19 protein-coding genes and 1 tRNA gene are annotated in these 23,454 nt (G+C 54.1%); 8 read left to right on the forward strand and 12 right to left on the reverse strand.

Annotated elements, in window-relative coordinates:
- Positions 1–2 precede the first annotated feature (2 nt).
- From ACR0FG_RS03185 to ACR0FG_RS03205, 5 genes are read right to left on the reverse strand one after another with little or no spacing between them, the layout of a single operon-like run.
- Positions 3–857: a hypothetical protein gene (locus ACR0FG_RS03185; RefSeq protein ID WP_480890006.1), complete on the reverse strand. Its 855-nt coding sequence runs from the start codon at positions 855–857 to the stop codon at positions 3–5.
- Between the two features lie 23 nt (positions 858–880).
- Entirely contained in the window at positions 881–1,282 is a 402-nt protein-coding gene (locus tag ACR0FG_RS03190) for a hypothetical protein (RefSeq protein ID WP_170710670.1), read from the reverse strand.
- A gap of 55 nt (positions 1,283–1,337) precedes the next feature.
- Positions 1,338–2,978 (reverse strand): dynamin family protein, encoded by a 1,641-nt coding sequence (locus ACR0FG_RS03195; RefSeq protein ID WP_480890008.1) that lies wholly within the window; start codon positions 2,976–2,978, stop codon positions 1,338–1,340.
- An 8-nt stretch (positions 2,979–2,986) separates the two neighbouring features.
- Positions 2,987–4,999 (reverse strand): dynamin family protein, encoded by a 2,013-nt coding sequence (locus ACR0FG_RS03200; RefSeq protein ID WP_480890011.1) that lies wholly within the window; start codon positions 4,997–4,999, stop codon positions 2,987–2,989.
- Between the two features lie 2 nt (positions 5,000–5,001).
- The gene (locus tag ACR0FG_RS03205; RefSeq protein ID WP_170710667.1) at positions 5,002–5,418 is read right to left on the reverse strand and encodes a hypothetical protein; all 417 of its coding nucleotides are present in this window, start codon (positions 5,416–5,418) and stop codon (positions 5,002–5,004) included.
- Between the two features lie 728 nt (positions 5,419–6,146).
- Between ACR0FG_RS03205 and ACR0FG_RS03210 the strand changes: the two genes are divergently transcribed.
- Positions 6,147–6,231, forward strand: a tRNA-Leu gene (locus tag ACR0FG_RS03210).
- 30 nt (positions 6,232–6,261) lie between these two features.
- Here ACR0FG_RS03210 and ACR0FG_RS03215 read toward each other — a convergent pair.
- The 5 genes from ACR0FG_RS03215 to ACR0FG_RS03235 form a co-directional block, all read right to left on the reverse strand.
- On the reverse strand, positions 6,262–7,107 hold the full coding sequence (locus ACR0FG_RS03215) for a CpsD/CapB family tyrosine-protein kinase (RefSeq protein ID WP_480890013.1): 846 nt from the start codon (positions 7,105–7,107) through the stop codon (positions 6,262–6,264).
- A 14-nt stretch (positions 7,108–7,121) separates the two neighbouring features.
- Complete coding sequence (locus tag ACR0FG_RS03220) at positions 7,122–8,678, reverse strand: GumC family protein (protein WP_480890017.1); 1,557 nt, start codon at positions 8,676–8,678, stop codon at positions 7,122–7,124.
- Positions 8,675–9,652 carry an ExeA family protein gene (locus tag ACR0FG_RS03225; RefSeq protein ID WP_480890020.1) on the reverse strand — a complete coding sequence of 326 codons (978 nt, stop codon included), beginning with the start codon at positions 9,650–9,652 and terminating at the stop codon, positions 8,675–8,677. The genes ACR0FG_RS03220 and ACR0FG_RS03225 overlap by 4 nt, the downstream gene beginning before the upstream one ends.
- 506 nt (positions 9,653–10,158) lie before the next feature.
- Positions 10,159–11,571, reverse strand: a complete 1,413-nt coding sequence (locus ACR0FG_RS03230) for a hypothetical protein (RefSeq protein ID WP_480890022.1) — start codon at positions 11,569–11,571, stop codon at positions 10,159–10,161.
- A 20-nt stretch (positions 11,572–11,591) separates the two neighbouring features.
- On the reverse strand, positions 11,592–12,191 hold the full coding sequence (locus ACR0FG_RS03235) for a polysaccharide biosynthesis/export family protein (protein ID WP_170710663.1): 600 nt from the start codon (positions 12,189–12,191) through the stop codon (positions 11,592–11,594).
- A 280-nt stretch (positions 12,192–12,471) separates the two neighbouring features.
- Between ACR0FG_RS03235 and ACR0FG_RS03240 the strand changes: the two genes are divergently transcribed.
- The 7 genes from ACR0FG_RS03240 (at position 12,472) to ACR0FG_RS03270 (ending at position 21,032) form a co-directional block, all read left to right on the forward strand.
- Positions 12,472–12,684, forward strand: a complete 213-nt coding sequence (locus ACR0FG_RS03240) for a hypothetical protein (protein ID WP_170710662.1) — start codon at positions 12,472–12,474, stop codon at positions 12,682–12,684.
- 284 nt (positions 12,685–12,968) lie between these two features.
- Complete coding sequence (locus tag ACR0FG_RS03245) at positions 12,969–13,970, forward strand: NAD-dependent epimerase/dehydratase family protein (protein WP_480890160.1); 1,002 nt, start codon at positions 12,969–12,971, stop codon at positions 13,968–13,970.
- A complete protein-coding gene (locus ACR0FG_RS03250) occupies positions 13,967–15,226 on the forward strand; it encodes a glycosyltransferase family 4 protein (protein ID WP_480890025.1) in 1,260 nt (419 codons plus the stop codon). The genes ACR0FG_RS03245 and ACR0FG_RS03250 overlap by 4 nt, the downstream gene beginning before the upstream one ends.
- Positions 15,213–16,205 (forward strand): glycosyltransferase family 2 protein, encoded by a 993-nt coding sequence (locus tag ACR0FG_RS03255; protein ID WP_480890028.1) that lies wholly within the window; start codon positions 15,213–15,215, stop codon positions 16,203–16,205. The genes ACR0FG_RS03250 and ACR0FG_RS03255 overlap by 14 nt, the downstream gene beginning before the upstream one ends.
- 16 nt (positions 16,206–16,221) lie before the next feature.
- Complete coding sequence (locus ACR0FG_RS03260) at positions 16,222–18,330, forward strand: NAD-dependent epimerase/dehydratase family protein (RefSeq protein ID WP_480890030.1); 2,109 nt, start codon at positions 16,222–16,224, stop codon at positions 18,328–18,330.
- A gap of 42 nt (positions 18,331–18,372) precedes the next feature.
- On the forward strand, positions 18,373–19,773 hold the full coding sequence (locus tag ACR0FG_RS03265) for an oligosaccharide flippase family protein (RefSeq protein WP_480890034.1): 1,401 nt from the start codon (positions 18,373–18,375) through the stop codon (positions 19,771–19,773).
- A 50-nt stretch (positions 19,774–19,823) separates the two neighbouring features.
- Positions 19,824–21,032 (forward strand): glycosyltransferase family 4 protein, encoded by a 1,209-nt coding sequence (locus tag ACR0FG_RS03270; protein WP_480890037.1) that lies wholly within the window; start codon positions 19,824–19,826, stop codon positions 21,030–21,032.
- Positions 21,033–21,049: 17 nt separating this feature from the next.
- Here ACR0FG_RS03270 and ACR0FG_RS03275 read toward each other — a convergent pair whose 3' ends face one another.
- Positions 21,050–21,823 (reverse strand): SDR family oxidoreductase, encoded by a 774-nt coding sequence (locus ACR0FG_RS03275; RefSeq protein WP_480890040.1) that lies wholly within the window; start codon positions 21,821–21,823, stop codon positions 21,050–21,052.
- Entirely contained in the window at positions 21,820–23,415 is a 1,596-nt protein-coding gene (locus tag ACR0FG_RS03280; protein WP_480890042.1) for a GMC oxidoreductase, read from the reverse strand. Before ACR0FG_RS03280 ends, ACR0FG_RS03275 begins: the two co-directional genes overlap by 4 nt.
- Between the last annotated feature and the right edge of the window lie 39 nt (positions 23,416–23,454).

The following is a 23,454-nucleotide window of genomic DNA, read 5'->3' on the forward strand; positions in this document are numbered from 1 at the left end:
GGTCATTCGGCGGCGGATTTCAGTGATTTCCACAGGCTTACGACGGCACCCAGCTTACGCGCATCGTGCAGGGCCGCTGCAATCTGCACCCCATCGGGCACCAGAGCCAGCCCTGTGCCCTGACCACCCGAGGGTCGCAAAACGATCAGCTGCGGTGACGCGGTGGCGCTGTCTGCCTGCCAACCAGCCAGATCACGGGCAAAGCGTGCAAGCAGGTCCGGATCGGGGTTCAGGGGCTGATCGTGCGCACAAAGGCCATCGGATTGCGCCGCACTTGCGTCCTCTTCTACGAACAGAATGCGCCCAAGGGCAAAACGGTTCGCGCCATCATAGAACGCCTGCGCTGCTCCGGGCTGATCCTGCGGCTCCTGTTCCGGCACCGGTTCCTCTTCGGCGTCCGGCACAATCGCCATACGGGGTTCTTCCGGCAAGTCGATGCGCGCGCACGCAGCTTCGATATCAGAGAAGGTCAGCCCGACATCGTCTGCTTCAAGGGCCGTATCCGGTCGTAGAGATGCCAGTTTCAGCGGACCGGGGGCGGTCGCTATGTCTGACACAAGATGCGCCAGCTTCCCGGTCAAATCCTCACGCGTTTCCGTTTCAAAATCCGGAATCGGGTCAGATCCACATTCGAACACGTCCGTAATTCGGGAGCTGCTGACCTCGATTGACAGCATCGCACCGTCGGCTGCGACAAATTCAAGCTTTCGGGGCAGAATGGTCCGCCGGATGGCAGTCAACACCTGATCCCGCCGTGCCTGTGCTGTCTCGCCGCTCAGGTAGATCGCCGGTGACAATCGCGCGACCGAATTCCGCCCGATATCTTCGAGCATTTCGAGAATTTCAGTATCCATCATGCCGTGACCCCCTCTGGTCCCGTCTAAACCGTGGCCGCAACCGGCCCCAGGCTGAGATGTGATTTTGTCAGGGCCAGCCCGACATTTGCGTTGTCGCGACAGATGTAGCAGACCACATGATCGGGATATTCCCGCGTCCGTAGGAAAATATGCAACCGGTCATTGGCAAACACTGCGATTTCTCCAAATCCCGGGTGTTCTGTTTCCTCAGAGCCAGCTGTGCGCAACAGGTCTTCAAACGCTTTGACACCACGACCCTGAAACAGGTTTGCAACTGCCAAAGCCAGGTTTTCCAGATTCTCTGCATCATCGGGATTGGCCGAGTTCACTCCCAGCAACATCCCGGTTTCCATATCAACATACCCGGCTGCCAGGCAGTCGGGTATGGTTTCTATCGCTGTGGCCAAGGCCTTTTCGATCGACATTTAGCTGCCCATCCCACAAACTCGCGGATCCGGAACCGCCAGTTTCGCTGCGTTTCTACAATACATGCCGTTCCGCTCTGGCATTGTCATGGCCTTTTGGCACAGAACGAAGGGTTTCTTCGGATCCGCCGGTGCTACGCTCCATCGCAATCTGGTCAAACTCGGCCAGAAAGGCGGCAAAGGCACTTTGCAAGCCCTTAGCGTCATCTGGCAACGGTTCTGTCGCGACAATCTCGCGCCACATCGACAGCGCGCTCAGCGGTGTGCCGGTGTTCGCATCCAGCAGATGTTCAGACGTGGTGGCGGGCTCTGCCTCCTCGGATTCATCCTCGGGCAGGTCGCCCTCTGGCTCGATCGTGACAACAGACGCCACTGTCAGCGCATTGGAGTCCGGTTCGGGCTCATAGTCGTCGGCATCGTTTTTCGCCTGCTCTGATAGCAGAGCAGTGATGGAAGACACCGATTTTTCAAGATCGGGCTCGTCCTGCGCCTCAACTTCAGGCTCCTGCGCTTCATCTTCCTGGCTGATGACGATCAGCTCTGGCTCGTCGGTTTCGTCATCATCGTCCGAGAACTCGAACTCATCGACATCCAGGCTGGGGTTTGCCAGCGCCCTCAGATCCAGCGGATCCTCGTTTGTATCGCGGAAAAAAGCGCGCAGTTCATCTTTGGAGTTTTCTTCCTCTTCCTGAACCATTTCAGCGCGCAGGCGATCTGCCTCGTCCGCATCAATTCTTTGGCGCTCGGTTTCGTCAGAACGGCGCTCGACCCGGGCGGGGCGCACTGGAAAGCTTGTGACAACATCGACTTCGGAGTGTACGACATCTTCAACCGGATCGACCAGCTTGAGCGGCGCTGGCCCGGCTGCGGTTTCTGCTGGTTTGGCAGGGCGAATGGGCCGTACCTTGGGTTCATCCGACTGGGACTTGTCGATCTGATAGCGGGAAAGCTGATCGGCACGTGCGTCCATGATCTGTTCGGTGATTTCCAGAAAGCTGTCGACCATCTTTCCGCCGCCGCTGCGCGCCCACAATTCAGCATCGCCCGTCTTGTCCCGTGCCATTATGGCATCACGCGCCGAAAACAGAATGGTCCGGTTGAACAGGTGGCCCGCTTCGCGATTAACGCGGCGCAGCACCTTTTGCCGGTCTTTGGCTCCTAAAGCATCAGCGCGGGTTATCAACAGCAGTGATTTGTGTTGCAATCTTTCAGGCAAGGAAACCCAGGTCGCACGTTCAGTTTCCCGCCAAGCTTGCGTCGAATGTGTGCACCATAGAACACCATTCGCCTGACCGACCGCGCGTTGCCACACATCGGTTGAAATCTTGGGATCCGAGATGCCGGGCGTGTCAATCAGATCGACCGCTTCGAGAATATCGGCTTCAAGAAAAATGCGGATGAACTGCGCATCATTGACCCCAACGGTCTCCAACTCGTCCAGCGTGATATTTTGCGTACTGCCATCGTGACGTTTGATATAGGCTGAACGCTTGCCCCAGCTGAACCAGACCGGCGGCAATTGCGTTGCCGTGACCTGCGTGGGCAGGGCCTGTGTGCGGAGCAAAAAGTTCATAAGTGTCGATTTACCGGCACTAAATTCCCCCATAAGCGCAAAAACGGGTTTGCGACGGGACCACTGCTCGATGCGGTTCCAGGTCTTGGGAGAGACGAAGCGGGGGTGTGTATTTTTGGCCATAGCTCTTCTTATGCTGCTTCGTTGCTGAGGTCTTTGAGGATGTCACCAAGAATGTCGTCCTTGGATTTCTGAGGTTGCATTCCGGCCATCAGGGCTGCGTTGCCTGCCGCCTCGCGGTCACCGGATTGCGAGATGTTCAGCAGCGTATCTTTCTGCTCGGACAGGAAATCCGCCATACCGGCACGCACGTTTTCCAACACGGCTGCGATCTGGTTTTCCTCAATGTCTTTGGTGATCGAGTTTGCCTCGGACGCGATCAGGCGGGTGTAATCCGCCGCGTAGGCTTCAAACCCTTTGCGTTTCTGCCACCAGCGACGCCACCAGGTGCTCTGCAGGTCCAATGCAATGGTACGACCAATTCCCAATGGTGGCGGAACGCGCGGGACAATCGGCGCTTCGATGTTGAACTCGCCCAGATGATTGCCCAGCAACTTGTGATAAAGCGCACCCATATCTGCCGCCGCTGCCGAATAGAGCGCCCCGGCCTCTTTGCGCATCGAGCGCCCAAAGCTGAAATAAGCAGCCTTTTGCAAGGTGCGCAAACCCGCTGGGTCATATTGCCATGTCCCTTGCTCACCGTTTTGTTCCAGATGAGCGATCAGAGAATCCGTGGCGCGTTTGACAAAATTAGCCTCGGCTGATGCAAGCCTTTCCAGAACCTTGTCGCGCAGTTTCGTGGTAAGTTCCGCAACCTTCTTGTCATACTCGGCGGAAACGGTAGCAATGGCCTCCTCCGGTGACACACCATCAAGATCACGCACCACACCCTCGCCCGCTGACAAGGTCTTGGCGACCGATGTGGCGCGAATCTGGCTCGCTATGTTGCGCGCCCGATGGCGCACCCGGTCCAACAATCGGGTTCCGGCGCCTTCCGCGATGCGCTCATTCATCGCAAGCAACAAATCCGGCAGACCCGAAAGAGCCCAGATCTTGTCAAGCGAGGCCGCCTGATCGCCAAAACCAGCAGCCAGATAGAAAGTATTCAGCGCCTCGCGGGATTCTTCGGTCAGAATGTCGGGATTGCCGGTCAGTGCCGCTTCGGCCCATTGAGCACTACCAAAGACAATGCTGGTGTCCTTATCGATATTGTTCTGTTTCAGGGTATCCTGAATCCGGTCGCGAATTTCCGGAACCTGCGTGACAGGATCCGACAGTTCATCAATGCGGTTCACGAACAGGATGATCTGCCGGTTCTCGAACTGCGCAATGATCCGCATCAGTGCCATATCCATGGTGGTCAGGGCCTGGCTTGCGGCCAATACAACAACGCAAACCTCTGATCCACGCAGGCTACGCAGCGTTATCTGCTCACGCACCATGAAGGTGTCGTTCACACCGGGCGTATCGCAGAGCTTAAGCGAAATCGGATATTGAGGAATATCCATATAAAGTTCAGCCGACTTGGTTACATCCGCAAAACGGCCTGTTTTGGGATTGATATCGGGATCATCCTCATCGCCCAGACAGACATAACGCTGAACCAGTTCTTCGTCGAAATAGTCGTACTGATGGCTTTGACCCAGTATCAGGTCGAAATGTTTGCCAAGCCGGTCTTCGGACTTGGCCTTCATCTCACCGATCTGACGGCGGATATCGTCCATTTCATCGTCAGCGCCCGCCCGGTTGGCCAGCTCGCCCAAACGACCGCCACCGACCATCAGGTTGTCCCATTCCTCTTGTTCAAAGAAGGTAAACCGGGATCGCGTGTCGCCTTCAGTTCGGGTATTGATGTTCAGCGTGGTCACAACAGAAGTCCACGGGTTCACATCTGACGGCAGCAAGTTCGGACGACCCGCAAGAATATTGACGATCGAGGATTTGCCCGCCTTGACCTGACCTACCAGCGTCACACTGGCGGTGAAGTTCTCCATTTTGGTCTTCAGCGTCGCCAATCGGGCCGAAGAGCGCGCATCGGCCACCTCTGTCAGTTGGTCGATCTGGGTCGTCAGCGAGGCCATGGTCTCGGTCATCGGGGACAGAGCCTCGTTTCCTACAGACAGAAGATGATCGTTACGCGCCATTGTCAGCCTCCGGTGCCAGTTGCGGCGATATGTGTTGCGACGCCGTTCGCCGGTGTTCCGGCCAGCGTGTCGATGCGCGCGATCAGGTCCAGTGCGTTCCCGAGGATTGCAGCCTCGGTTCTGGGCGAGATCGATTCATATGCCAGGGAATCCGCCAGAATTTCGATCGAGCGGAAATGTGAGCCGTTTTCCAGACAAGCCACGCGACGACCAGTCGGAAAATCCTGTGATTTGTGTTCAGGCAACGGCATGCGGGCATTGGCCAGCAGATATCGGTTGCCCGAGTGAGTTTTCAGCGCAATGCCAAATCCGGTGCCCGGATGCTGGCTGTTGAGCGTTTTCAGTTCGCCTACGAAGCTTTCACGGGCAAGGTCTACGACGTCTTGCTCGGAGGCAGCGGTATATGTCTGATCGGTCACGATAGAGACCCTTGTTCTGGAGTTGAGCAGGAACTGGTAAGACGCCTTTAGGCGAAAAGGACTCATTAACTCCCGCGGTCCATAAATTACGATCACCGCGGTGTTATTTTGACGTGAATAGGATATTTTGGCGTTTGAATTGTGGCGCAATTAAGGACAAGCGTACAAACAAATGTCTCAACCTAAGCGTGTTTCTTTGAATCTATCACTTTGCACTTATCAGGTTCCAGCCCGCTTCAGAAGCTTCGCCCAAGCAAGAGTAGGACAGGTGGCAGCAGACGATTCCCATTTATCATGCTGATATATATTGTTTATTTTACCGCTTCGCACTTGAGCAACATTTAGGTCAATCCTCGACGCGTAGCAGGATTATGTGAAAATCCTGAGGGTCTAGAAGTTCTGCTCCAATTTCACTCAACGTAAGATGCGCATTAAGAACAATAAATATTATTGTATTAAGATTGGAAACAAACTGTTGCGAAGTCGGTTTAATTAATCTTTTTCACATCATATTTTTGAAAGGAGATATCCACACAATCCATCAAGATCATTTCTGACATTGACGACCCCCACAGGATGCATCCCTACATACCGATCGGGCACTTATGGTGCCACTCGCCCATCAGCACCTTGAACAAAAATATTCTCGCGTATAGCTGACTTTTTCCCTCGCGCTTGCTTTCATCCTTTGTTATGCAGCGCGCCATGCTGGTGCTGGGCACCAGAGTGCGGGTGTGGCGAAATTGGTAGACGCACCAGATTTAGGTTCTGGCGCCGCAAGGCGTGGGGGTTCAAGTCCCTCCACCCGCACCACATACTTTTGTTGTGAAAGTCGTCAGACGCTCAGTAACCGTAGCTATCCGATCTGTCGAGATAACGGCACTTGTTCAGCACCACGCCCAAAAGATTGCACCGTGCATCGATGTCACGTTTGCACTTTTCCAGCTCATCCGCGGTCGAACTCTCGGCACCCGCAACGAGGATCACACAATCGATCTGGTCAAGGAATGCATAGGTATCATCACAGGCCAGCATCGGAGGCGTGTCAAACAACATCACGTCCGGTTTGTAGCGCTCTTCGAGTTGATCGACGACATGGGCCGCTCCCTTGTCCTGCAACAACTCAGCAGGATTCTGGACAGGTTTGGAATTTGTAGCAAACGCAAGTTTAGCCTCGTAGCAAACCATGTGATCTTCTGCTGCACTTTGCCTTTCCAAAGCGCGCGAAAACTGGTGCCGGTTATTGAGCTCAAGGATTTTGTCGACTGACGGACGACGCATGTCCAGATCGACCAGCATTGTCTTGATGTCCCGTTGACGGGCAAAGCTAAACGCCAAATTCATACATAAGGTGGTCTTGCCACAGCCAGAACCGGGGGATGTTATTGCCACGCGGCGCCAGTTGTTTGTGTTGATCTGATGCATCATGCGGGTGCGCAACACATCGAACGGTGCCGCCGCGTCACTGGTTTGGTCAGCGATGATGCGACGCCGTTTCAGGCGTTTTGTTTTTAGTTCCAGTCTGGGCAACTCCTGCCACAGCTTGTCCTCAGACAAGTTGACCGGGGCATGGGAAAGCTGCTGCCCGTCTGAACCCGAGGCTACAGCGGGTGCCTTTTTCTTACTTGAATCATCCGAATCCTGCCGTGCTTCGCGGGCTTTCTGGATTGCGGATTGTATGCGTTCCATGGCGTATGCCCCAGTTAACTCAGATCAAGCCGGTCAAGCAGTGATGTGGCTCCGAGTTTTTCTGCAATTTTCTCGACAAACAAATCAAGCGGCAAATAGTATTGATGGATCAGCAGCAACGCAATGGCAACCCCGGCGATCGGGATGAGAAGACTGGCCACGATCCTACCACTGCGCGCCATCGTATCTTTTGCCGTCGGGATATAGGGCACTGTGCCAAAAGGCACCTCTCCTAATCGGTTGGAAATGTCCGCAGGGCGACGAACGGTACTGTTCAGCAGTTCCAAAAGCGTAAAAATTCCCCCGGCGAGCACCAACCCCGCAGCGATCCCAATCGCAACAATCTTTTTGCGGCTGGGTTCGGACGGGTTGCTTGGCACAACAGCCAGCTCGGCTACGGTGATGCGCTGACCGCGAGACTGGTTTTCGATCTGATCTCCTGTACGGGCCTCGGCCAGGCTGGCAGTTGCCTGACTGTATTGCAGGCGCAGGTTCTCATAATCACGTTCTAGCGTCCCCAAAGAAATGGCATTGGCCGGGGTTGCTTCAATCGAAACAGAAAGCTCATCAAGCTCGTTGGTTATGGTTAGCTTCTGTTCCTCTATAAGGTCAATTTGACCGTCGATATCCGCTAACCGAAGCTCATAGTCGGTAAGGTTCGGCGCACCTTCTGTACCCAGACCCTGCCTGATAATCTCGGCCTCGAGTTGAGCAATTTCCCGTTCAAGGGCTCTCACTCGCGGATGGTCTTTTGAATAAATGACAAGCGCAGAGGCAAGTTCATCCCTCAAACTCCTTAGTCGGCGTTGTTCCGGCGTCAGGCTTTCACCTTGAAGGTCCGAGCGCCCGGTCCGCTCGTATACCTCGACCAGTCGCGCGCGGCGATCGCGCAAATTGGACAGCTCGCGATCGTGTTGCAGGATTCTTTCCTGCAACGACGACTGCCGATCACGACGATATGCAAGACTCTCAGGCAGCGCATCTTTATGCGCCTCCTTGAACTCAAGAATCTTTGCCCCCTGATCTGCCAGTTCGCGATCTAGCCGAGCGACCTCTTGCACAAAGAAATCCAGAGTCTGTCCTGCCACACTGGTGCGCATGGCGGTGTTTTCTTCCAGTATCTGCTCCACAAGTTCGTTGGTAACTTGCGCCGACATCTCGCCCGTCGGGGCGGCAAAGGAAACACCGACAAATGACGCCCGGTTCCGGGTATCAAATGGCAGTTCGATTTCAATCCGTTCCCGCATATCCTCGACGATCTCGTCGGGTGTCATTCCCTGTTCTGCAGAGTGAACCCCGTACCGGCGCGACAGATCCAGCAGGTTTGCCCTTGTCAGAAGTCTTTGCTGAATGACCTGCAGGATTTCCACCGTACTGGCCTGCACCGTTGTCGATGCCAAATCGCCGGGAATCTGCGGCGATTCAACCACAAGCTGCGATTCCGCTTTGTACACAGGGGGCAGGCTAAAAGCCATATACAGGCCCGCGAGGGTGCAACCGACCAAGATTAAAAGCAGGTATGGCAACCTTCTAAAGACCAATGAGAGATAAAACCGAACCTCATTCATCATGACGATTGTCCACTTTCTTCACTCGTTAGACTTGCGGCAAAAAACGCACCATCGTTCAAAACCAGTTCCACAGTATGGGCCACAACACCCTTGCGGCCTCGCGTAAAGGCATACACCAACGCAAGATCACAAAGCTGGTTCACCAGACGTGGCACACCGCCCGTCAATTCATAGATTCTATCTGTAGCTGCTGGGCTGAAGAAATTGCGCGTAGCGCCTGCAACCTGCAATCTGTGCCCGATATATTTTCTGACGGTTTTCCGATCCATCGCCCGCAGATGAAAACTCGACGCGACACGTTGCGCAAACTGTCGCATTTCAGGGCGGCGAATGATGTCCTGTAACTCGGGCTGACCCACCAACACCAGTTGCAACAACTCATCCTTGTTAGAGTTGATATTGGTGAACATTCTGAGTTCTTCAAGCGATTCAGGCGTTAGGTTCTGTGCCTCATCAAAGATAAGGATAACACGGTGACCTTTGGCATATTCGTCGATCAGATGCGCCTGAAAAGCCGCGAATAGGTCAACATAGGTGGCGTCTTTGGGCGCCGGCTGGTCCAATGCCATCAAAACCCAGCGCAAAAGCTCTCCGCGATCGCCATGCGCATTCGAGATCAAGCCAATTTTCACGTCATTTCCCACTGACTTCAGCAGCTGGTGCAGCAACGTGGTTTTGCCGGCACCGACGTCACCTGTGATCAGTGTGATCGGTGCGCGCGTCAGGATCCCATATTCAAGCATCGTGTATGCCTGCAGGTGCGCCTGGGACCAGAAAATGAAGTCAGGATCAGGCAGCAAGGAAAATGGCCGCTCGGTCAACCCAAAATGAGCGGTATAAATATCAAGCGAGGTGTCGACGCTGGGCTCGCTGGAGGTATGGGCAGGGCTGAAAGTCAAATCATTGTACTCATTTACTTGCGCTATCGCAGGAGCATGACACTGTCCCTCAAACCGTGAAAGGCAGGTGCTCACATCAAATCAATCCGAGAATTATTGCCCAGAATTCGTCGTCGCCGGCAACCGTAAGAAAATCCGATGATAGTTGGATTTTCACAGGTATTTCCAACCTTGCTAAGCTTATCAGTTCCGCGGCGGCAAAACAATTAAAGGCGACCGTCCTGGTTGATCTGCTTGTTTTCGGCGGACATCGTTCTTTAGGGCGTGACACCTCACTGCTTATTTTTTTGGAATTGTACTGTAATTACCGATTGCGCTGCTTGGTGCAAGCTATCTGTCGCGATACCATTGCAGTTTCAGTGCATAGTCGCAGAGTATTCGTCAAGAAATCAGGAATATTTTGTTGGTTTCCAACCAAACCACAGCTTTGACACGTCAAATCACACATCTGTGCCAGTGTTAGATTAGCTGGAAGTCGCCCGTTTTATTATCAGTCAAACGGAAACAATAACGACTGTTTCAGAGCATCGGTGTCAATCACCGAACATGATAAGATGCTCAAAGCACACAAGGCGGCCCTATCACGGCCGCCATGCGAATTCACGTCCTATGGCAAAAAACACGAGTGGGCTTTCTGAACGACCGACATCTTCTTCGTCCCGGACACGGTAGTTCAATCCTGTATTGATAACCCAATCAGACTCCAACTGATAGCTGTAGACCGCATTCAGCTCGGTTCGATTGATGCGGGGATCATCGGTTGTATCATTGGTCAGAATTTGAGTGGCCCCCAGGCCCAGGCGCGACGTGGGCCCCAGGCCCCAGATATATCCGACATCCAGAATATAATCGTCGCTAAAGTCGTCTTCATCTCCGATCAGGATATTGCGATCAAAGAAAACCCGAAGTTCATTCTCGCCGAATTCCTGAGCGTAGTTCAGCGAACCAATCGGTTCTGCACCATAGTCATCCGTATGCGCCACACCCAGACTGGCAGAAAACGTACCGCCTAAAACCTCGCGACTACCGCCCACACGCATTCGGTTCAGGCGGCCAGGCGTGCCTAGTTCGGATTCCAGATCAAAGGTCAAATCCCCATTCGGAATATCGCGCACCATGCCTAGACTGCCAATCAGGCCCGATTCTTCAAGGTCTCCGGAAATGCGCCGACGCTCGTCGATATCAGTGTATCCCAGCACAATCGTGGATCGCAGGATCGGTGAAAATTCATGCGACAATCCAAAAAGAACTTCCTTGGTCTTTCGATCCCGATCGTCCAGATCGTCCTCTTCGAATCGCTCATATCCAAAATCAAGCGTAGCTTCGGTGATGGGAGACAGAGCAAAGCTGAGGCCTGCTGTCGCCTCGAATGTCTCCTGGTCGAAAAGGTCCGGATTTGTTTGATCTTGATAGCTGATGCCCTGTTGTTCGACGAGGAAATAGTAGCCGACCAGATCCTGCCTGCCGAAATCCATACCGAATGACAAGTTGTATTCCTGCCGGGTTCCCTCACCCGTCAGGTCATCAAAGTCAGACGGCAGATCAATTACGCCGTCTTCATCGACAAACACTCGGAGCGATCGCAAAAACCCGATATCGTAACTGGAAAAATCGGCACCAAAGGTGAGCCCCGCATTGGCCCCTTCTCGCGCATAGTCAAAATCGAATATCGAATCGCCTATGTCGAACTCGCTGCCCCGGTTGGGCAGGTCCGACCAGCGCAAAGCCGTAACGGCGTCCAGCCCAATCGACTGGATCGGCGTTTCGCTGGACACCCCAAATGAAAGTATGGTTGAGGCGATTGAACCGTGACCCTCTTCGGGAACATCCAACTGCAGGTTTCGACCGCTTTCGATCCTTTGCGCGATACCAAATGTCATCTGTAACCCACCCGGGTCCAGATCAACGCTTTGCGCTTCGGTGCGGCCAATCGGGCCTGCAACAAAGCAAACAGTCCCAAGAAGTACTGTTTTCAGGACGGAATTCTTTTTCACTGCCCTATCCCTTTTCGGGGTTATTCAAACAGGCGCCGTTGTGGAATCACAATGACATCGCCATTAACCAGCTTTGTGGATCCACCTGTTCCTGTGCCATCCAGAATCGCATCATAGTTAAACTGATACACGTTTTCTTTTCCGGAACTGTCGGTGCGGCGCAGCATGACTCGCTTCGTAGCGGCAAACCTTGAAAAGCCCCCCATTTCGCCAAAAAACTGCAAAAGGGTGGTGCCTCGAACCGGCATGTGCCTGCCGGGCGAACCGGCCTCGCCGATGACATAAACATCGATTGTTTCGTCGGGCAGAGGTTCAATCGGTACGTTAACCGCGCCCAAAGACACGAAAACGCTTGGCTGAGAGGCAAAATTCGGGGCCAGCAACTGCTTTAGCTCATCGCCGACCTGTTCAACAGTGCGGCCTCCGGCGCGTAAAGTACCCGCCAACGGAACGTTAATTCGACCATCGGGCCGCACCAGAACGTCCCGGTTCAGCGTCGGGTCTTCCAACACCTCAACGCGCAATGTATCGCCCGACTGGATGCGGTATCCCTGCGCATCAGCGGGCAATGCTATGGCGCTGATGACGAACGCAACTAACAGCGCAAAAAATGTCTTCATGTTCAAACTCTTCCGTCCCTACTTTGTCTCGTTTCGACCGTTTACCAAATTCAAACAGTTGGTTTTCCGACCCATATTGCCCGGGTTTTGACCGAGTTTCCACGGTTTCTTGGCAAATTCAACGAAGTTACTTCTCAACTGTGTTTCTGCCGCCCGAACGCCACGTAAACGTATCGCAATTCATCCATATCGACACGATTATGCCACATTGCCATCCAATCTTTGCCCGAACCGACGAATAGCGTGATCGTAGAAAGCAGAGCCAGGAGTTAAAAACGACATGATTGTTGGGCTAGTTTTGCTGGGGATGATTGCCGGAACAACTTTGGGTGCGACGGCCTTGCTGTCGGGCGCCTCGATAGGGATGGCTATCGCAATCTACGCCGGTATCGGTTGTCTGGCCATGCTTTGTGCCGCCGCAATACTGTTTGCAAAGGGTGAGACGTCGAATACCCGCCAGGCAAAGCAAATGTCGACGCAGCTGCAGAACTGAGTTTTCTACGGTTCAATTCTTCCTTTGTTGCGATTCCAATCAGCAATCCTGCTGTGGATTTTTGCGTTTATCGGCTGCCCGCTCTCAACTTCGAATTATTTTGACAGCTTGTTCGCAATTTAGTGGACTCATCTTATAAAAATCTCAGAAATGACAACGTCCCCTTTTATACGGGTGTCCGAGTTACTCTGGTTCCATAAGGTTATGTGTGTGTTGCGGTTTGAAGTAATTTTTGGACAGACGAGGCATATGGATGCCTGGGTGCTGATAACATAATGGCAGGCATGAAAATTTTGATCACCGGGGCAGGCGGGTTCATCGGACGCCGGGTCGTCGAGGTCGCGCGCAGTAACGGGCATGAGGTCGTTGCAGTAGTGCGCAACCCGGAGATGATTCCCGGAAGCTGGGCCTCTGACCCAGGTATTACAGTTGCCAGAGTGGACCTCTCTGCCGGGGATGCGCAAGGTCAACTAGAGGAACTATTGCCGGAAATGGAGGCAATTGTTCACGCCGCCGCAATAATGACCGGCGAACCGAATCAACAATTTCACGAAACCATCAAGGTCACCGAGACTGTTCTTGCCGCAATGAAATCTTGCAAGGTTCTGCCGAGGATGGTTCTGGTCAGTTCGTTGTCGGTCTATGATGGAAGAGCTTTGGAAACCGGCGCCCTTTTGACTGAGACAAGCCCACTGGAAGCAACACCGCAAGAGCGCGATACGTATTGTTGCACCAAGCTGGCTCAGGAAGCCGAAATTCGGGCAGCCGCCGAAGCTACAGGATTCGAGCTGTGGATTATGCGGCCCGGTGCAGTTTTCGGGCCAGCACGATTGTGGAACGGGCATCTCGGCCATCCCGTCGGGCCAGTTCTGATTCAACTGGAGAGCAGGGGGCTGGTTCCAGTCAGCTACGTTGACCATACCGCGCAGGCATTGGTTTTGGCTGCAAGCACTCCAGCAAATGGGATCGAAGTGATCAATGTCATAGACGATGACCTGCCGGACCGGGCCACATATGTCAAAGCGCTGCAAGCGGGGGGATGGCCTCGGTTTGTGCTGCCAATGAATTGGAGGTTGCTGAATGCACTTGGACATCTTCTGGCCAAAGTACCGGGATTGAGCCACAGGCTGCCCGGACTACTCAGGCCATCCGTATTACATGCGCGGATGAAGCCTGTGAATTATGAAAACGCTCACCTGCACGCGCGATTGAATATTCCACCTCAGCCACCCTTTGCTCAGGTCATGGCGATGGCACTAGCGCAGGAACAAGGTCCCGCCCTATGACGTCGCAGATCACTCAACAACCAATCGCCTATCTGACGGGCGAATACCCCCGCGCCACCGATACATTCATCCAGCGCGAGATCATGGCGTTACGCAATCAGGGAATGGGCGTCGAAACCTGTTCGGTCCGCAAAACAGGGGCCGAACACCATGTCGGGCCCGAACAACAGGCAGAGTTCAAAAATACTTTTTATGTACTGGCCGCGGCAAAGTCTCCGCTTCGACTTGTTCGCTGTCACATCAAGGCGCTTGTGCAAGCACCGGGACGATACTTTTCGGCTCTGCGTCTGGCTCTGGGGACGCGTCCTGCCGGGTTGAAGGGGTTGGTATACCAGCTGTTCTATTTTGCCGAAGCTGCCGTTTTGGCCGATCACTTGCAACGTCGCAATGTGCGCCATTTGCACAACCACATTGCAACCGCGACCTGTACTGTTGCCATGCTGACCAGCAAGATCAGCGGGATACCTTTCAGCTTTACCATTCATGGCCCCGACATATTCTTTGAACCAAAACACTGGCGTATCGATGCCAAGATCCGAGAAGCAAGCTTTGTGGCATGCATCAGTGACTTTTGCCGCAGCCAATGCATGATTTTTTCGGATCAGCAGTATTGGAACAAGCTCGAGATTGTTCACTGCGGCATTGATCCACAAAAATATCTGACCAGAGACACGCGCGCCGAACCTGGACCGCATCTGGTGTTTGTTGGCCGTCTGGCCGGCGTGAAAGGTGTGCCCGTTTTGTTGGATGCCTTGGCAGAACTATCGCAGGAAATTCCCGGTCTTCGCGTAACGCTCATAGGAGATGGCCCGGAACGCGCTGATTTGGAACAACGCGCCAAAGTTTTGGACCTCGGGTCGGTCGTGACTTTCGCCGGTTACAAATCTCAGGCCGAAGTGGCCGCCACGTTGGCCCAATCGGACCTTCTGGTTTTGCCGAGTTTTGCCGAAGGGGTTCCGGTTACTTTGATGGAGGCCATGGCGAGCGGGCTGCCAGTCCTCGCAACACGGGTCGGGGGCATTTCCGAACTGGTCGAAGACGGGATCAGTGGCTTTCTGGTGCCGCCGGGAAATTCAGAGGCTCTGACGGCGCGGTTGCGAGATCTTTTGACGGACACGGAATTGCGAAAACACATGGGCGAGGCGGGGCGCAAGAAAGTCAGCGCAGATTTCAATCAAGAGATTGAGGCCAACCGCCTGAAGCAGCTTATTGATACTGGTGAAGCAACTGCCCGAGGTTCAAATGACAAAATCTGAAACCTCATCGCCAAAAATAGGGCTTGTCCTAATTGGTCGAAACGAAGGCGAACGCCTTGTCCGCTGTCTCGCATCCGTTCCCAATGACATCGAAGCTGTCGTTTACGTGGACTCGAACTCCTCGGACGACAGCGTAAAGAACGCACAAAACGCAGGTGCGCATGTGGTCGAGTTGGATATGTCGATGCCTTTCACTGCGGCACGCGCGCGAAACGCAGGGTATGACGCATTGAAAGCAATGGCGGGCCCGCTTGATTTCGTTCAATTCATCGATGGCGATTGTGCAATCGTGGACGGGTGGGTTCAGGCCGCGGCAGATGCGCTGAAACAGAATGAGGCTTTGGGCATCGTAACTGGCTGGCGTGCCGAGATTTATCCCGAAACCAGCGTCTACAACGCCATGTGCGATTTCGAATGGCACCGCCCTGCTGGCCCGATCCTGACTTGCGGTGGCGACATGATGGTTCGCGTGTCAGCCTTCGAAGCGATTGGCGGGTTCGACGACACGGTGATTGCGGCTGAGGATGACGAATTATGTGTGCGCATCCGTAAGGCAGGCTGGAAGATCGAGCGGTTGCCTCTGGATATGTCACGGCATGACGCAGCCATGACACGTTTTTCGCAATGGTGGCGCCGCGCTGTTCGAACCGGGCATGGATTTGCGCAAGTGGGCGCGCTGCATCCCGAGTATTTCACCCGCGAACGCAAACGCGTCTGGCTGTATGGTGCCGCACTGCCACTTATCGCACTTCTCGGCCTTTTAACGTCCTTCTGGATCTTGCTTGCTGTTCTGGCGCTTTACGGACTGTCATATCTGAGAACCGCCAAGGGCCTGATGCGCGACGGTCTGGGGCAGAATTCTGCAGCAAAGCAGGCTGTGTTTCTTACCTTGTCCAAACTGCCGAACTTTATCGGCATGTTGACTTTTCATTGGCGGCGCAAAAGGGCCGCTCCTATGCAGATCATCGAGTATAAGTAATCAATAGTGTTCAATTATGTCTCATAATCCAATTCGAGTTGGCCTGATCGGGGCCGGATATATCGCGACCTGGCACGCCAATGCGCTGCGCGCCACGAAGGGTGTGAAGCTTACCGCAATTTGCGACGTCTCACCCGCGGCTGCGTCAGACTTTGCCGGTACATATGGAATTCAGTCTTTTAACTCGATTGAGGATATGGCCGCTGCGGATGTGTGCGACGCTGTTCATATCCTGACACCACCGCATATTCACGCAAACCTCGCGCAGCAGTGCCTTGAGGCGGGATTCCACGTTATGGTGGAAAAGCCGTTTGCATTGTCGCAGGCAGATTGCGAAGTGGTGGAAGAGGCCGCAATCCAATCAGGCCGGCACGTGGCCGTGTGCCACAATTTTCTGGGTGTCCCTTCATATGCAAGGCTAAAGCAAGCTTGCCAATCGGGCTCACTTGGACGCATTGACAGTGCCGAGTTCAATTGGCGCTTCCCCCTCGCGCCGCTCAGATCGGGGCCATATGGCTTGTGGATGCTGCAGGAAACCAAGAACCTCTTGTTTGAGCTTGGGCCGCATCTTTATGCATTTGCGACGGATCTGTTCGGTGAACTTCAGGATTTCCAGCTGGAAGCCGGCAAACCCGTCACGCTACCTGGTGGCTTGCTGCGCCCGCAGAGCTTCCAGATACGCGCACATGCAGGATCCGTTGATCTGACTTTCAACTTGGATCTGGTCGAAACCATGGATGACCGGTCTGTCATTATACATGGTTCTTCTGCGATGGCGCGGCTGGACTATGCCAGCGACACCCTGACGGTACGGCGAGAAAACACCGCAGACATCGTGATTAACCCGTTCCGCCAACAAATGGGGTTGGCCGGTCAGCACCTGCGTGAAGGTATCGTGAACGGAGCCCGGCAGCTTGTTTCGCTCAATCGGAAATCTCCTTACGCGCTCAGCTTTTTAGGCACGTTTGACGCTTTCTATTCGGCAATAGCATCGGGTAAAGCGCCAGATGGACGGTTTACTGCAGGGGCCGCTAACCGGGTTATCACTTCTATTGAACAGACCGCCCAACTGATTCCGGAAGATTATGTCAAACAACCAGCTCCTGTGGCTCCGGACTCGCCACTAAAACCGACAGTGATGGTGATCGGCGGAACCGGGTTCATCGGTCGGCACCTGACACGCGCTTTGGTCAAATCCGGACGTCAGGTTCGTGTATTAAGCCGAGGCAAGCACGGACCTTTTTCAGATATTGCCGATCAGGTTGAAACCGTTGCCGTTTCGCTGCGCGACAAAGATGGTCTGACCCGCGCGATGGAGGGGATCGAGGTCGTCTACAATCTGGCCAAATCGATGGACAATACCTGGGAGGGTTGTCTGGAAAACGATGTAGGGGTCGCCGTTCGCATTGCTGAGGCCGCCATGGACGCCGGAGTAAAACGGCTAGTCTATACTGGCACAATCGCCTCGTACGATATGTCTGACCCGTCTCGTACCATCACCGAGGACACAGGGTTCGGCAACGATATGAGCGACCGAAACCTCTATGCCCGATCCAAGGCCGAATGCGAAAAGCGCCTGATGGAAATGCACAGGCAGCAAGGGTTGCCGTTGGTGATCGCGCGCCCCGGCATTGTGATTGGCGAAGGTGGACCCTTGCAACATTGGGGGATCGGACGCTGGCATGGTGCTGGCGCTGTTCGGATTTGGGGGGATGGACATAACATCCTGCCATTCGTTCTAATCGACGACATTTCTGATGCGCTTATCGCGATGATCGATTCAGAAGACGCTGTTGGAAAATCCTTCAACCTCATTGGCGAACCAATGATGAGCGCGCGGGATTATTTTGACGCAATCCATGAGGCACTCGGGGCCAGGATCGAGGTCAAAAAAGGTGCGTTCTGGACCTTCTATCTGTCTGGCAGCATCAAATACCTACTCAAACGCTATGTCGTCGGGCTTCGCGACCTCAAGAACCAGTCCTACGCTGACTGGAAATCGCGCGGACATCTTTCTCCTTTCAGCAATGCCCAAACCAAGCAGGTTTTGAACTGGAAACCAGAAGCAGATCGTGACGCCTTTGTCAAAAAAGGGATCACTCAGGCCAACTTGTTCGGGTACTAGCATGAGCCGCAAGACAAACAGGGCAAGCACAACAGGCGGATTATGGGCATTCTGAATCGACAGGTCGCAAAACTGCTGTCGGATAGGGACAGTTTGCGGCGCAAAATCCTTGCGTCAGCTGCCTTGTCGACAATGGTCTTTGTCATGCAGGTCTTTGCAAGGATTCTGTCGACTGTTGTTTTGACCCGAATTCTGGCGCCTGAAATCTTTGGTGTCTTCGCAGTTGTCATCACCTTTATTTTTATGTTGGAGCAGTTCTCGGACCTCGGGGTGCGGTCATTGATACTGACCCGAGAAGGCGAACTGGACGACAGTTTCTTACGCTCGTGCTGGACTGCGCAGGTGGCGCGCGGGTTTCTCATACTTGCTGTTTGTGGATTGCTGGCGTTCGGCGTTTCATGGGGGCAGGGGGCGGACATTTTCCCCGCTCAATCGAGCTATGGTGACGCCTCGCTCCCGTATGCAATAGCGGCTATTGGCGGGCTGTCCGTCATCAACGGTTTCGCCTCACCGGCCAAATTCGTCTATGAACGCGAGATGAAGTTTCGTCAGGTCAGCAAAGAAGCTCTGATCCGACTTGCTTTGACAACGGCCCTGACCATCGCCCTGGCCCTTTGGTTGCGCAACATCTGGGCGCTTGTTCTTGGTAATTTGGCGGGCGCGGTGATCGGTGTCGTATTGAGCTACAGCATGTTCACCGGCCCCAAAATGCGACTGAACTGGAGTCTGAGCGACTTTCGGATCATCATTGATCGCGGCAAATGGATTATCGGGCATTCGGCGTTGACTGCGATGACAACGATGGCCGATCGCTTTGTTTTCGGCTTTGCCATGTCGGCCAGTTCGTTTGGTTTCTATTATATCGCGCGCCAGATCGTAGATCTGGTGGAAACCTTCCTGAACGCGGTTCATGCCCAAATGGGCTTGCAGGTCTTTAAAGCGCTCCACGAAAATGGCGAAGTTTCTGGCCTACGCCAAAAGTACTATCGTTATCGCATCCTGTTCGATGGTCTTGCGATGTTCGGGGCTGGCGCGCTTATGACCTTTGCGCAAACGCTGGTGCATATCATCTACGATGATCGCTACGCTGATGTGGCAGGGATGATCCAGATCCTTGCGGTTGGTCTGATCCTGATTGGCCCCGGCTTGTTGCGCGAAGCTTATAGCGCACAGCGACGGTTCCGTGAGATGACCATGCTCAGCCTTGTTCGCGTAGCGACGATCTGGATCGGACTTGTGATTACAATCTGGGGCTTTGGATCAACGACTGCAGCGTTGTTCGTCGTCGCTCTGCACCGTATTCCCGAGATCGCAATCCTGTTGATCAAAGGTAAGCACGAAGGCTGGGTTGCCCTGCTTCACGAGATACGGCTTTTGCCGCTTGTCCCATTGGGGGCCGCAACGGGTTGGGGAATGACATTACTGTGGGAGGCGATAACGTAGCACATGACCTCACCATTCCTTGGATTTTGGGCAGCTAACTTGGTGCGCGCATGAAAATAGCAATCTACGTTTCTTCCTGGCCAGCCGGCCTCGAGGCTTCGGGTATCGTCACCTATACTGATCAAATGGTCACATCCCTGCGTGCGCTGGGGCATGAGGTCTATGTGGTGACGCCCATCGCAGAAGAACACGACGAATACACGATAAACATCAACAACTTCCAAGAAAGTCGAATTTCGCGTCTCATGCGGCGGTTGATGTCCAGGTTTTCCTCGGTTCCAGTCGCAAGCGCTGAACATTCGGCCAAGATCGCCCGTACGGTTCAGATGTTGGTTAAGAAAAAAGGTGTCGAAGTCTTTGAGATCGAAGAAGCCTTTGGCTGGAGTTCTCAGATCGCGCGCCAGAATATCGTGCCAGTCGTCGTTCGCCTGCACGGACCGTTTTTCCTGACAGGAAGATATAGCGACGCTCATACCTATCTGCCCGTTCAACAGCATCGTACGGAACAGGAAGGGCAGGGTATCGCTGCGGCGCATTACATAACGGTATCCAGCGCCTTGGTTCTGGATGACGTGCGCGAACAATATGGTCTGGCGCTTGATAACAGCGCCATCATTCCGTTGCCGATCGAACCAGCCCCGGATGATCAGATTTGGAGTGCTGAGACCAGTGATCGCAACAAGATCCTGTTTGTCGGCAGATTCGACAACCGTAAGGGCGGAGACTTTATCCTGGAGGTGTTTGCAAAACTTGCAGCCGCCAACCCCGACCTCACACTGACATTTGTTGGACCGGATCCAGGTGTGCAAACCAAGGACGGGCCGGTCCATTTCCAGGACTTTGTAGAACAAAACTATGATGAAGAGCTGCGCTCGCGCATCGACTATCGCGGTCACATGAAACATGCCGACGTCATGGCATTGAGGCAAAGCCACTACCTCACCGTCATCGCAACCCAATATGAAACGCTGGGTTACATGTTGCTCGAGGCGATGTCATTGGGCTGCCCAATTGTCACCACTGATGCGGTGCCAATCCCCGAGGTTATCAGGCACGAAGACAATGGACTTTTGGTTCCCAGTCAGGATTTGGAAGCAATGGTCGCTGCTTGTCAGCGACTTTTGGATGATCCTGAACTTGCGTCAATTCTGGGCAATCAAGCCCGGATGGATTGCCAGAAATTCTACAGCCCGGATACGGTTACGACCCAAACGCTTGAAGCTTATTCGAAAGCCATTGGAAGGTTCAAAGCCGGTTAGAACAAATAGTATGGGCCTCAGGACAAACGTAACGGCACACGCTTTTTACCCGTAAGCTTATTCAGGATCTTACGCTTTAGCGAAATAGGTTCCAGAAACTCTGTGTCCCGATCAAACAGACGACCGGTCAGCATTGGATCGTGCCATAAGGCCAGCCGCACGCCCCATTTGGCCGAAACGGCTGGATCAATCCCGTCTGGAATACCCATCTGAGTTTGTAACGCGCCCGGTATCCAGTCATTGATGACAATGTCAGGGAAGCGATCCCCCAAGTCGGCAACCAAAGATTTGGTCAGGGTTTGCGCCGCGCCTTTTGTCACCGAATAGGCGGCTGCGGTCGGGGCCGGAGCGACATGCGCGAAGGTGCTTAGGTTCACGATCCGGCCATAGCCGCGCTCAACCATTCCCGGCAACACAGCGTGACAGCAGTGGAACACACCACCAAGGTTGATGTTGACGGTCTGCATAAAGCTTTCCGAGGTTTCATCCAGTATGTCACGGCGAGGGTAAACCGCAGCGTTGTTTATCAAAATTGAGGGCTCGCCCACGGCGCTTGTAATTTGGGCAAACGCCTGTTTCACCGCATCAGGGTCGGCAACATCTGCCGTGACGGGCAGAAAGTTTCCTCCTAGTTCGTCCGCCAGTTCTTTCAGCGGGTCAGCGCTGCGCCCGATACCTGCAACCCGGACCCCTTCGGCGATCAGTGCTCTGCTGAGTTCACGCCCCAAACCGGCCCCGGCCCCGGTGACAACGGCCACACCGGAGCGTATTTTTTGGCTCATATCAGTCATGTCGTCTCCTCCTGATGTGGCTTCTGGGCACGATCGGCAATGATATCGGCAACCCTCAGGGCGTTGGCCGCAATTGTCAGGCTGGGGTTGACCCCCATCGAAGTTGGCATAAATGACCCGTCCGCAAGATAGAGGTTCTCAAGATCATGCGCTTTGCAATCCGGATCAAACACGGATGTCTTTGGGTCTGCTCCAAACCGAAGCGTGCCCAGCGGGTGGCCAACATTCACGATGGGTTTGATGGACAGGAACATCATCCGCCACCAGCCAACAGCCTTGCGGATTGAGCGGCGCAGGATGGCTTGTCGCGTGAAAACATCTTGTGCAACCGAGTATTCAAACGTGAAAACCTCGGGGTCTTCTTTGTTCAGAACCACTCGGTTCTCGGGCACGGGAAAATCTTCCATCTGCGCCACGAAGACATCCGCATTGCCAAACATCCGGGCCGCTATGAGCGCCGGAATATTCAGGAAACGCTGCAACTTTTTATATTTCGCAAACCGAGACCGTTCGAACTGCATGATCAGGAACCGCATGATGGTTCCGTAGTTGGCCTCGTATCCCATCGACTGAACAAGACCCAGGCGCTGTCCTTTGCGATGATAAAAATCACGGGTCGAAATCGCACGGCTTGTCCCGATCGGTTTCGAACCTCGTCTTGGCCAGACGGCAAAGAAGTTATCGATATGAAACATGAGGCCGCGCCCAACCCAGTCGCTGGAATTTGCGCAACCTGCCTCGGACTGGTCGGTCGAACGCAACAGCAATGTGGGTGAACCAAAAGACCCCGCCGCCAAAACATACGTATTGGCCCTCAGGACAAAAGCCTCGCCTTTGTGGCGCACGCGAACACCGGTGATTTTGCCCGGACTGTCCTCTTCTAACCTGTCCACATCGCAGTCCGGCAACAACGCGGCTTGACCGCTTGCCAACGCAGGCTCCACCCCGGCTGAGCGTCCGTCCATCTTGCAGGCCAGGGGACATTTCCCGCCAAGGCAGTTCTTGCAGTTTTCCAAGCGCTTTTGTGCAATGTGTGAATAATACGGATGCATTCCACGGTCGCGGAATTCAGCCATCATTGCTTCTTCTTCCGCGGTAAGATCGGGATGCGGGCGCAGTTTGATCGATGGGACATCCGACAGTTCGTCAACACCTCCGCGCACGTAAAGCAAATCTTCTGCCTGATCGAAATAGGGAAGAAAGTCGTCAAAGCCTACGGGCCAGCCACCTGTCGGATGTTTTGCATCCGGCGTATCGTCCAGATCGTGCGGTTCTGGCCGTTCAAGCGCTGCTGCATAGAACACGGATGAACCCCCAACACCGCTACCAAGCGGAGCAAAGTAGCGTGACACCGTAGATCCGTCCCGGGCTTCGACCGGCTTTGGCCAATAGCCACGCAATTGCCGGGCCTGTGGGTCCTCAATATCAGAGCTGTAGGGCTGGCGTTCGGTCCGATAACCAGCCGGTCCTTTTTCCAGGAACAGCACCGATAGCCCCCGTTCTGTCAGACGACGACCTGCCATGCCGCCACCCATTCCGGCGCCGATGACAATCACATCCCAAGACCAGGATTGGGCGTCTTGTGGAGTCATCTGTCAATGCCTCTCTCAGCCATAAAAAGCGCCGATAAC

The sequence above is a fragment of the Ruegeria sp. E1 genome, from assembly GCF_056534225.1.